Source organism: Phocaeicola barnesiae DSM 18169 = JCM 13652 (assembly GCF_000374585.1).
GTDB classification, from domain to species: Bacteria; Bacteroidota; Bacteroidia; order Bacteroidales; family Bacteroidaceae; genus Phocaeicola; species Phocaeicola barnesiae.
The window spans coordinates 265,931-278,197 of sequence record NZ_KB894645.1; the positions used below are offsets into that span (position 1 = coordinate 265,931).

Genomic DNA, 12,267 nt, shown 5'->3' on the forward strand with positions numbered 1-12,267 from the left:
CCTCTCCATCAAACAAACATTTCATTTATGAAAAGATACATATACCTGATAATCATTCTATTTACAATAGGCGTTTCTGCTTGTGCCCCTTCCAGACAGACCGACGAAAAGCCGACCCTTACCGTCTCCATCGAACCGTTGCGCTATTTTACCGAAGCAATAGCGGGCGACCGTTTCAAGGTGGTCAGCATGGTACCCGAAGGGAACAGTCCGGAAACTTACGACCCTACCCCCCAGCAACTTGTCGCCCAAGCGAAAAGCAAGGCGTTCCTGCGTATCGGGTACATCGGGTTCGAACAGACCTGGCTGAAGAAACTGCAGGACAACGCTCCGGGACAGCCTTTCTACGACCTCTCAAAAGGAGTTGCCCTTATGGCCGGAAGCTGTTCACACGAAGAAGACAATGCCCACAATCATGCGCACGAAGGTGTGGAACCGCACATCTGGAATTCGGTGAAAAACGCCAGAATCATCGCCAACAACATCTTCCAGGCCCTGTCTGAAATAGATAATGAGCAGACTCCATACTATCAGCACCGGTTGGACAGCCTGCTTCAGGTGATTGACAATACCGGAAAAGAAATGGACACCCTCATGGAAAATGCCGACCGCACTTTCCTGATTTATCATCCGGCACTGACCTACTTTGCCCGCGATTACGGACTGAACCAGATCAGCATCGAAGCCGATGGCAAGGAGCCCTCTCCTGCCCACCTGAAGGAACTGATTCAGCTCTGCCGGGAAGAACAGCCCAAAATCATTTTCGTCCAAAAGGAATTCGATACGCGGAACGCGGAAATCATCGCCCGGGAACTGCAGGTAAATGTCATCCCCATCAATCCGCTCAGCTACCACTGGAACGAGGAGATGATCAACATCGCCAAAGCATTGAGTAACCCTTAACCTCCGACTTATGACACACGAACCGCTGATACAACTGACCGACATTTCGGCCGCCTACGACCGGAAACAGGTACTGACAGATGTAAACCTGACCGTGTACGAAAAAGATTTTCTGGGAGTCATCGGGCCGAACGGAGGGGGAAAGACTACCCTCATGAAAGTTATCCTCGGCCTGTTGAAACCTGTCCACGGAACCATCCGTTTCTTCCGTCACGGAAAAGAAGTGCCGGAAGTAAGCATAGGCTATCTGCCTCAATACAATCACATCGACAAGAAATTCCCCATCTCGGTATACGAAGTGGTACTCTCCGGACTGAACAAACAGAAATCACTGTTCAGCCGGTTCACCGCCGAACAGCACCGGCAGGTAGAAAGAACCATCGCCCGTATGGGACTGGAAGGGCTGGAACAACGAGCCATCGGTCAGTTGAGCGGCGGACAGCTCCAGCGGGCTCTGCTGGGACGGGCCATCGTATCGTGCCCGCAACTGATTATCCTGGATGAACCCAATACATACATCGACAAGCGGTTTGAAGCCAAACTCTATTCCCTGCTGGAAGACATCAACCGTGAATGCGCCATCGTGCTGGTCAGCCACGACATCGGCACCGTACTCCAGAATGTAAAGACCATCGCCTGCGTAAACGGCACCCTGGACTATCATCCGGACACTGAAATCCCCGCCGAATGGCTGGAAGAACATTTCGGCTGTCCCATTGAGCTGTTAGGACACGGCAACCTGCCGCACCGGGTACTGAAATGCCATCACCATTCCGAAGAACATTGATTTCATCAATAATCTATTGACAATCAACACTTCACATCAGCCAAACAACAGCCGAATAGAAACGCAATATAAAATAACATATATCTTAGGTGCTCTGTTTTTCTTTATCTTAGGAGTAGTATTGTCCAATACATATCGGCCATATATTTATGCCAATCATCTATATGACTATCATTTTGCCGATACTATAGGAAACTGGGTAGCTGTTCCATCCTTAACCCTGCTAGTAGTGGGAATGAACAAATATACCCCATACAAAGCCACTCTATACAGTGTAATGGTATGGTTTCTTTATGAAATAATCCCTTTTGGCGTTTTTGATTATTATTATTTGTTAGCTACCTTAGCCAGTGGAGCTCTGACTTATCTGGCATTTTATATCTTCAAACCTTCAGGTAAGCATTGAAAGCTGAACCGTTAAAGAAAATACCGAAACCTGACAAGCCTTTTAACTTGCGTTGACAAGAATATTCGTTCTTTGGTATTCTGATTGACAAATGTTTACTATCTTTGCCGCGATTAACGTTAACGAGAAAAAATAGTTCATGAAACAGTACAACACGATCAACAACCTGGTAGGTTGGTTGACTTTCGTCGTTGCAGCCTTTACGTACTGCATGACCATCGAACCGACCGCCAGCTTCTGGGATTGCCCTGAATTCATTACCACCGGTTATAAACTGGAAGTCGGCCACCCGCCCGGCGCACCTTTCTTTATGCTTACCGCCAACTTGTTCAGTCAGTTTGCCAGTGACCCGTCGCAGGTAGCCCGCATGGTCAATATCATGAGTGCCCTGATGAGTGCCGCCTGTATCCTGTTCCTGTTCTGGAGCATTACCCACCTGGCTAAAAAACTGATTTGTCCGGACAACAACCAGATGACTACCGGTAAACTGATTACCATCATGGGCTCCGGAGTAGTTGGAGCGTTGGCTTATACGTGGAGTGATACATTCTGGTTCAGTGCCGTAGAAGGCGAAGTCTACGCCTACTCCAGCCTGTTTACAGCCCTGGTATTCTGGCTCATCCTGAAATGGGAGAACCGGGCGAACGAACCTCACAGCGACCGCTGGCTCATCCTGATAGCTTACCTGACCGGTCTGTCTATCGGTGTCCATCTGCTGAATCTGTTGTGTATCTCGGCCATCGTGTTGGTATACTATTACAAGAAGAATCCGAATGCTAACCTGAAAGGCAGTCTGTTAGCCCTGGCCGGTTCCATGGTGCTGATTGCTGTCGTACTGTACGGTATCGTTCCAGGTATCGTAAAAGTAGGAGGTTGGTTTGAACTTCTGTTTGTCAACGATTTAGGATTTTCATTCAACAGCGGTCTGATAGTCTACATCATTCTGCTGACTGCCTGCATCATCTGGAGTGTATACGAAAGCTATACGGTGAGGAGCAGCAAACGCATGAACATTTCCTTCCTGGCCAGTGTAGCCATGCTGGGTATTCCGTTTTACGGTCACGGATGGAGCAGTGTCTTCATCGGTATCATCGTACTGGGCATCCTGGCTTTCTACCTGTTTGCCAATATTCCGCAGAAATACCGCGTCAGCGCACGCACACTGAACACCAGTCTGCTGGCCATGATGATGATGCTGGTGGGGTATTCATCGTATGCCGTCATCGTTATCCGTTCTTCGGCCAATCCGCCTATGGACCAGAACTCTCCGGAAGATATTTTCACTTTGGGAGAATACCTGGGACGTGAACAGTACGGTACCCGTCCGCTTTTCTACGGACAGGCTTACTCTTCCAGACCGGCACTGAAGCAGGTAGACGGAGGATGTATGTACGATGTGGTGGAAGGCGCTCCTGTCTACCAGCGGAAGGAAAAGGAAACTCCCGATGAAAAGGACAGCTACGAAATCGTACGTCACAAAACGGAATATAAATATGCCCAGAACATGCTCTTCCCGCGTATGTACAGCGATGCACATGCACAGGCCTACGAAGACTGGCTGGGAGGCATCGAAGGCCGCCAGGTTCCGTATGACCAGTGCGGTGAAATGATTATGGTGAAAATGCCTACCCAATGGGAAAACATCAAGTTCTTCTTCATCTACCAGTTGAACTACATGTACTGGCGTTATTTCATGTGGAACTTTGCCGGCCGTCAGAACGACATCCAGGGACAAGGCGAGATAGAACACGGTAACTGGATTACAGGTATCCCGTTCATCGACAACAAACTGGTAGGCGACCAAAGCCTGCTTCCGAGTGAACTGAAGAACAACAAGGGACACAACGTATTCTACTGTCTGCCATTGATATTGGGACTCATCGGACTCTTCTGGCAGGCTTACCGGGGAGAAAAAGGTATCCAGCAGTTCTGGGTGGTCTTCTTCCTCTTCTTCATGACCGGTCTGGCCATCGTATTGTACCTGAACCAGACACCGCTGCAACCGCGTGAACGTGATTACGCGTACGCCGGTTCATTCTATGCCTTTGCCATCTGGATTGGTCTGGGAGTAGCTGCCATCAGCGAATACCTCGGCAAGAAGATGGGTGAGAAACCTGCCGCCATCCTGGCCAGTGTAGTCTGTCTGCTGGTTCCTATCCAGATGGTGAGCCAGACTTGGGACGACCACGACCGCAGCGGACGATATACCTGCCGCGACTTCGGACAGAATTACCTGAACTCTGTACAGGATGAAGGAAATCCGATAATTTTCACCAACGGAGATAACGATACCTTCCCTCTGTGGTACAATCAGGATACCGAAGGAGTACGTACCGATGTACGTGTATGTAACCTGAGCTATCTGCAGACCGACTGGTACATCGACCAGATGAGACGTCCGGCCTATGATTCCCCTTCCGTTCCTATCAACTGGGACCGTATCGACTATGTATCGGGTCATAACGAAGCAGTTTATGTCCGTCCGGAAGCCATGGAAACGGTACTGAACTTCTACAAACAGAATCCGGAGGAAGCCAAGAAGGAATTCGGCGACAATCCGTATGAACTGAAGAATATCCTGGCTCACTGGGTACGTGCACCGAAAGACGCAGGTCTGCAGATGATTCCGACTGACAGTATCGTCATCAAACTGGATAAGGAAGCCATCAAACGCTCAGGCATGCTGACACCGGACTCCATTCCGGAATACATGCACATCTCACTGAAGGGAAAATCGGTGCTGTATAAGAGTGAACTGATGATGCTGGAAATGCTGGCTAATACCAACTGGGAACGACCGATGTACATGGCCATTACAGTGGGACCTGATAACCATTTGAATCTGACCGACAACTTCCTGCAGGAAGGTCTGGCTTACCGTATCACACCGTTCAACAATACAGAACTTGGCAGACGTATTGATACCGATAAGATGTATGACAACCTGATGCACAAGTTCAAGTTCGGTGGTATCGACAATCCGGACATCTACCTGGATGAAACCGTACTGCGCATGTGTGACACACACCGCCGCATGTTCGTCCAACTGGCCACCCAGCTCATCAAGGAAGGAAAGAAGGACAAGGCATTGGAAGCACTCGACTACTGTGAGAAGGTAATCCCAAGCACTACGGTACCGCACGATTACATCATGAGCAGCTCGAAGGAAATGGCGGAAGACTACATGCAATTAGGTCAATATAAAAAGGCGGAAAATATTCTGAACGCATTAGCAAACAATGCCGTAGAATACATAACCTGGTACTTGAGCCTGAATGAATTGCAATTCGCCAACTCGTACGAGAACTGTATGCGCTACTTATACATCCTGGACGATGTATGCAAGACACTGTCTCAGATGAAGGGTGAAAATGGAAAAGTAATAGACTCGGCTACTCACTATACAGATAAGTTCAACCAGTTGTATAAACTGCTGGAACAACGTGCTGGTGTAGCGTCAGCCCAATAAAGAAAGTCATGTTTATAGAACAACCCCCGCAACTGATACGCCTTCTTTATCCGGACGCCCTCTGGCGGATGGATAAGAAGGTGAAAGCGGTCTACCTGACTTTCGATGACGGACCGATTCCAGAAGTGACACCGTGGGTGCTTGATTTATTGGACAAATACCAGATTAAGGCTACTTTCTTTATGGTAGGCGACAATGTCCGGAAACATCCCAAAGAATATCAGATGGTGGTAGAACGTGGACACCGTATCGGTAATCATACATTCAACCACATCCGGGGATTCGAATACCTGAGCAAGAATTATCTGGCCAATGCAGATAAAGCCAATGAATATCTGCATACCGACTTGTTCCGTCCTCCTCACGGACACATGCGCTGGCCTCAGTATTGGGTACTGAAACACAAATACCGCATCGTGATGTGGGACCTGGTAACCCGCGACTACAGCAAACGGCTGAACGGTCCGCAAGTATTCCAGAAAGTCAAGCAATACGTCCGGAACGGTTCCATCATCACCTTCCACGATTCCTTGAAATCGGAACAGAACATGAAATACGCGCTTCCACGCTCCATCGAATGGCTGTTGGCACAAGGATATGAATTCAAAGTATTCGATTGAATACAGCCCAACTAAAAGCGTCACAGAAGACTGTTACAAGAATCTTCTGTGACGCTTTTTATTTTATTGGATAATCCAGGCTTCAGTTTGCCAGAATCTCGCACAATTCATCCTGAAAGAGCCGGGCCTGCCTGCCCTTCAATACATTCTGATTGATAATGACGAAAGAAAGCCAATGGCCGTTGCCGGCTTTCACATAACCGGCCAAAGAAGAAACTCCGGTTACTGTACCTGTCTTGGCCCGTACATTCCGGTAAGTCTTTCCCTTCTTCATCCGGTTGGCTAAGGTCCCGTCTATCCCGGCTATCGGCAGACAGTCATAGAAAGGTTGGAAAATAACCGGATGACGATAGGCATAATTCAGGTAACTCAACAACAGATGGGGAGAGATATAATTATACAAGGAAACTCCACTTCCGTCGGCAATGCTGTAACGGTCAGGGTCCATCCCCACCAGTTCCTTCATGTATTTACGGATAGCCACCTGCCCGTCCAAATTACCTAAAGAACCACCTTTATCGGTTCCGTGCTTCCCTACGTGATAAAATAAGGCTTCAGCAGCCAGATTATCACTTTTCTTGAGTGTCACTTTCAATACATCAGTCAAAGGATGCGTACAGCGCACCAGTTCCTTGGCTCCTATCGGACATTCGCCATAGCCTACACTATCCACCTGTATTCCTCGATTGGCCAACTGATAACGGAACGTTTCCAGAAAGAAGGCCTTAGAATCGTATAGATTCAATGTTTTGGTCCGTTTGGCAGAGATGCAACCGGCCACCTGAATACGGTTTCCCTGCTCCAGCCAATCGCGCGTAATGACCAGTTTGCCTGCAGAAGGAGTACGACTCACCGAACGGTTTTCTACCTGATAATAATCGGAAGAAGGAGATACTTCTACAGTACCTTGAAGCCCCTTGGCCGCAGGTTGTACAGTCACCTCCACACATCCCCGGTTCAGCATCAACGGAGACAGATAAGGCTGGAATGAATAAGGCGTGTCGTCCCACGACCATCCCGGTCCCCAATACACCGAATCCATCAGCGAAACATCCCCTATCAGTTTTCCTTCTATCCGGCGGATGCCCTTCCCTGCCAACGTATCGGAAAACCGTTCCAGATCCTTTTCCATAAATACCGGGTCGAAAGCACCGATGACGTACACATCACCTTTCAGGATACTGTCTTTTACTTCTCCTGTATAAGCCACCTGTGTCACGAAAGGATAATCGGTTCCTAACGTAGCCAATGCCGTAACGGCTGTAATGACCTTCTCTGTGGAAGCCGGCCGATACAGCTTATCGGCCTGATGGGCAAATACCAGACTGTCGGAAGTCAAATCATAGACCATGACTCCTACTTCAGAAGTCTCCAGCAAAGGCGATTCATCCAGAAACTGTCCTAACCGTCCTGCCCAATTCTGAGCCATACCGGTCATTACGGACAGCCAACAGACGAATATGGTTCCTATCTCGCGTATTTTCATTGATTACTCCAATTCTTTAAAGATTTCTCCAACCGTAGGATGTGGAAATACATACTGTTTCCATTCGGTATATTTCCGGTGGTCTTCCACCATCATTCCAGCCAGAACAATCAACTCGGATGCCGGATTTCCTAACAGGTGTACACCCAACAGACGGCCTTCATCGTCCACCAAGGCCTTACACACACCGTTAGCTCCTTCATTTTCAGCCACAAAACGCCCGGAATAGGTCATCGGCAAACGGATAATCCGGTAGGAAAAACCGGTTATCTGTAGAAATTCCTCGCTGGCTCCTACCGAAGCGATTTCCGGATTTGTATAGACTACGTTCGGGATAGCACGGTAACTCATGGTATCAGTCTCTCCCAACAGGTGATGAACCGCTACCTCTGCCTCGCGGACAGCCGTATGGGCCAGCATGGATTTCCCGTTCAAATCACCGCATACATAAACTCCCGGTACAGAAGTTTCCATGTGTTCGTCCACTTTGACCTGGTTACGGGCCGTCAGCTCCAGATTCAGATTCTCCAGACCAAATCCGTTCATGACAGGCCTTCTGCCTACACTCATCAGGAGTTTCTCAGCTTCTACTGTTATCGGACCATCCGGATGTTCAATCTTCACCTGTACTTTTCCATCCGCTTCGCTTACTCCGATAACTTTAGCACTCAGCAGAAATTTTACCCCACGCTTGGTATATTCCGTCCGCAAAAGAGCTGCCAGTTCATGGTCAATACCACCCAGAATCTCTCCCAGCATTTCAACGACTGTTACCTGAACTCCCAGACTGCTGAAGAAAGAAGCGAATTCCATGCCGATGACTCCCCCACCTACAATGACAAGCGATGCCGGAAGCTCCTTTGCCTCCAGCGCATTCCGGTGTGTCCAATAGTTCACTTCCTCCATACCAGGTATCTGAGGAACAAACGTTTCACTTCCTGTACAGATCATCAGCTTCTCACACTGATAAGATTCTTCTCCACACTGAATGGTATGACGGTCTACAATACGAGCTTCTCCTGTTACCAGATTTACGTGAGCGGCCGTCAGACGGGCCTTGATACCCAATACCAGTTTCCGGACAACCTTGTTCTTTCGGGATATCACCTTCGGCAAATCTACCGAAGCGTCCGATACCTGTACTGCATATTTAGAAGCATGCTTGGCAGAATCATAGACTTTAGCCGAATATAGCAATGTTTTGGTAGGAATACAGCCTTCGTTCAGGCAGACACCTCCTAAACTGTTCTTTTCGAACAATACGACACTCAATCCCGCTTTTCCAGCCAGCTCGGCAGCTGTATACCCGGCAGGACCTCCACCTATAATAGCAAGTTGATAGTTCATGGATTCAGATTTTATGGTTAAGGGATGTTCCGAAGAAAAATTGTTTCTAATTTTCGTCTACAAAGATAGCACGCGGATTCAATTCCTTGGCATAACGCAAAAAGCCTTCTTCATCGGCCAAATCAAAGCTGATAAATCCTTTGGTATAATAAACCACGATACGACCTCTAAAAAAAGCTTTCTTACGCCGTGCTACCCGAATGACTCCGTAAGCCTTTACACTGCCACTGAAACCTCTTTTCAACCAGATATCTCCATTCTCCTGCACCTGTACCTTGGCAAGAAGTTCATCTATCAACAATAGAATCGGAAAGATAATCGGAATAAGGCCATAATAACTATCTGTACTCCAAGCCACTAAAATGAAAGCAAAAATCACGATTATAACTCCTATCCACACTCTGGGAGGAGTCCGTTTAATTTTAAAGTTTCGTACCATAAATATTGAAATGAGTTAAATATCTACTTGAATCTGACTATTGCGCTTCAACAGCCAATGAATGAAATCATCCGGGTTCTGCGGTGCAATCAACACCGAAGCGGTACCATTTCCCGATTTCTTCTCACAAATAATCTCTAACCGGTCAAACGAAAGAGCAGGTGCCCAGAATACCAGTGAACGGACTTTCCGGATGCGGACAATACGCTCCAGTTCAATAGTGGAATTCCTTACAAAACGCCCGGTTTCTATCCGAAGATGATTGTCAGCAGAAATGATATAACGTGTATGGATAAGCATTTCTATTTCAAAAATGACACAGACAGCCAATATCAACATCAACAGTGTGTGATGTTCCCAAAAGAAATAAAACAAGAAGCCGGAAGTAACAGCTATCAACAGCCAATACCACCAACCGATACGAGGATGAAAAATTCTATCCATAGATTACAAGACTTTATTTTCCGTGAAGTTATATAAAATCTGAAGAAATCAAGCAAGGAATGCCCATTTTTTTACAAAATGTGCAATTTCTGCACGCTTATCTGTGTAAAAAAAAGTTGTATGAATAAATATCGGATAATTTTTTTGTAGTTTTGTGATATATATACACACACTATGATAAGGAAATTCGATTTTCTCGTTATCGGTTCAGGAATTGCCGGAATGAGCTTTGCGCTGAAAGTAGCGCATAAAGGTTCGGTTGCACTGATCTGCAAAGCCGGACTGGAAGAAGCAAATACCTACTATGCACAAGGAGGTATCGCCTCTGTGACGAATCTGAAAGTAGACGACTTCGAAAAACATATCCACGATACCATGGTAGCCGGTGACTGGATAAGTGATCCAGCTGCCGTAGAAAAAGTAGTGAAGAACGCTCCTGCACAGATTGAAGAATTAATCAAATGGGGAGTAGACTTCGACAAGAAAGAAAACGGAGAATTTGATTTGCATCGGGAAGGTGGACATTCTGAGTTCCGCATCCTCCACCACAAGGACAATACCGGCGCAGAAATTCAAACCAGTCTGATTGAAACAGTCAAGAAACACCCCAACATTACTGTATTCAGCAATTTCTATGCGGTAGAAATCATTACTCAGCATCATTTGGGAATTATCGTTACCCGCCATACTCCGGGTATCAAATGTTTCGGAGCTTACGTATTGAATGAAGCGACCGGCGAAGTAGATACCTTCCTCTCTAAGGTGACAGTCATGGCTACAGGAGGTTGTGAAGCTGTATACAATCACACCACAAACCCGTTGGTAGCTACAGGCGACGGTATCGCCATGGTGTACCGTGCAAAAGGAGTAGTAAAAGATATGGAATTTATCCAGTTCCATCCCACAGCCTTGTATCATCCGGGAGATCGTCCCAGCTTCCTGATAACAGAAGCTATGCGTGGATACGGTGCCGTACTCAAGAATCTGGCCGGAGAAGAATTCATGCAGAAATATGATCCACGGCTGTCTCTTGCCCCAAGAGATATCGTAGCCAGAGCCATCGACAGTGAAATGAAACTACGTGGAGAAGATCATGTATACCTGGATGTAACACACAAAGACCCGGAAGAAACCAAGAAACATTTCCCCAATATCTACAAGAAATGCCTGAGCCTTGGAATTGATATTACCAAAGACTATATTCCTGTAGCACCGGCAGCACACTATCTGTGCGGAGGTATCAAAGTAGATTTGGACGGACAATCCAGCATCAAACGCTTATACGCCATCGGTGAATGTTCTTGCACCGGTCTGCATGGAGGAAACCGTCTGGCTTCAAATTCATTGATAGAAGCTGTTGTCTATGCAGATGCAGCCGCAAAACATGCTATCAGTGTCCTAGACCGCTACGATTTCAACGAAGATATTCCGGAATGGGATGCAGAAGGAACCATATCCAACGAAGAACGTATTCTGATTACTCAAAGCATGAAGGAAGTCAATCAGATTATGGAAGCCTATGTAGGCATCGTACGAAGCAATCTCCGCCTCATTCGTGCATGGAACAGACTGGATATACTCTATGAAGAAACAGAGCGCTTATTCAAGCGCGTAAAGGCTTCTCGTGAGATTTGTGAGTTGCGCAACATGATTAATGTAGGGTATCTGATTACCAGACAAGCGATGGAACGCAAAGAAAGCCGTGGTTTGCACTACACCATCGATTATCCGCATCATACAAACCAAGAATAACAACAGCTTCGTCTTTTGACTAAGAGTTTCATCATGCCTTCCAGAAAATGTTATCAAATTTTCTAGAAGGCATTTTTTATAATCTTTCATGTATGTAGATATTCCTCTACTCAAAGTATAAAAATATAGGGTAGAATCAATGAAACGAAGATAGACAAGCACAGCATCTCTTACAGAAGTGTTTCCGGAAACAGACTTCACGCCTTCACAAGCCAGGCAGCAGCCTGGTATACAAGGCATTTTCGGTGAAGGGGGATGTTTCACCGTGAAGGATATGTCCCGCGAGCGAGGATTCACGGCGGAAGGCCGTGCGGGGCGTCCGGCGGACCGACGGCACGACGGGACACAAAAAAAGCCCCGGACCTCCTTGCGGAATCCGGGGCCTCAAGACGGCGACTACCTACTCTCCCACTTGCGCAGTACCATCGGCGTGACGAAGCTTAACTTCTCTGTTCGGAATGGGAAGAGGTGGAACCTTCGTGCTATAGTCACCTGAATACCTTTCATATATCCCTGTAACATGATTCTCAAGCAACAGTGCCCAAGTCCCCGACGCAAGCGCCGGACGTATATGCCACCCATCCTCCGTGAAACGGGGAAAGTCGACGGGCAAT

The 12,267-nt window shown here is 47.2% G+C and carries 9 protein-coding genes and 1 rRNA gene; 5 read left to right on the forward strand and 5 right to left on the reverse strand.

The features are described from left to right. Positions 1–27 precede the first annotated feature (27 nt). The 4 genes from C510_RS0105015 (at position 28) to C510_RS0105035 (ending at position 6,185) form a co-directional block, all read left to right on the forward strand. Positions 28–903 carry a metal ABC transporter solute-binding protein, Zn/Mn family gene (locus C510_RS0105015; RefSeq protein ID WP_025892207.1) on the forward strand — a complete coding sequence of 292 codons (876 nt, stop codon included), beginning with the start codon at positions 28–30 and terminating at the stop codon, positions 901–903. A gap of 10 nt (positions 904–913) precedes the next feature. Then, entirely contained in the window at positions 914–1,690 is a 777-nt protein-coding gene (locus C510_RS0105020) for a metal ABC transporter ATP-binding protein (protein ID WP_018710244.1), read from the forward strand. 545 nt (positions 1,691–2,235) lie between these two features. Then, a complete protein-coding gene (locus C510_RS0105030; protein WP_018710246.1) occupies positions 2,236–5,565 on the forward strand; it encodes a DUF2723 domain-containing protein in 3,330 nt (1,109 codons plus the stop codon). An 8-nt stretch (positions 5,566–5,573) separates the two neighbouring features. Then, positions 5,574–6,185 (forward strand): polysaccharide deacetylase family protein, encoded by a 612-nt coding sequence (locus C510_RS0105035; RefSeq protein WP_018710247.1) that lies wholly within the window; start codon positions 5,574–5,576, stop codon positions 6,183–6,185. Between the two features lie 82 nt (positions 6,186–6,267). Here the strand turns inward: C510_RS0105035 and dacB are convergent, their stop codons facing one another. The 4 genes from dacB to C510_RS0105055 are packed head-to-tail and all read right to left on the reverse strand — an operon-like array spanning position 6,268 to position 9,901. Continuing rightward, positions 6,268–7,665, reverse strand: coding sequence for a D-alanyl-D-alanine carboxypeptidase/D-alanyl-D-alanine endopeptidase (gene dacB / locus C510_RS0105040; RefSeq protein ID WP_026320109.1), 1,398 nt, complete (start codon positions 7,663–7,665; stop codon positions 6,268–6,270). 9 nt (positions 7,666–7,674) lie between these two features. Continuing rightward, positions 7,675–9,018, reverse strand: a complete 1,344-nt coding sequence (gene lpdA, locus C510_RS0105045) for a dihydrolipoyl dehydrogenase (protein ID WP_018710249.1) — start codon at positions 9,016–9,018, stop codon at positions 7,675–7,677. 46 nt (positions 9,019–9,064) lie between these two features. Further along, complete coding sequence (locus C510_RS0105050) at positions 9,065–9,457, reverse strand: hypothetical protein (protein ID WP_022340483.1); 393 nt, start codon at positions 9,455–9,457, stop codon at positions 9,065–9,067. 15 nt (positions 9,458–9,472) lie between these two features. Beyond that, positions 9,473–9,901 (reverse strand): PH domain-containing protein, encoded by a 429-nt coding sequence (locus C510_RS0105055; RefSeq protein WP_018710251.1) that lies wholly within the window; start codon positions 9,899–9,901, stop codon positions 9,473–9,475. A gap of 174 nt (positions 9,902–10,075) precedes the next feature. On the opposite strand from C510_RS0105055, the gene nadB reads away from it, so the two are divergent. Beyond that, positions 10,076–11,653, forward strand: coding sequence for an L-aspartate oxidase (gene nadB / locus C510_RS0105060; protein WP_018710252.1), 1,578 nt, complete (start codon positions 10,076–10,078; stop codon positions 11,651–11,653). 387 nt (positions 11,654–12,040) lie between these two features. Here nadB and rrf read toward each other — a convergent pair. After that, positions 12,041–12,149: ribosomal RNA gene (gene rrf / locus C510_RS0105065) — 5S ribosomal RNA — on the reverse strand. Between the last annotated feature and the right edge of the window lie 118 nt (positions 12,150–12,267).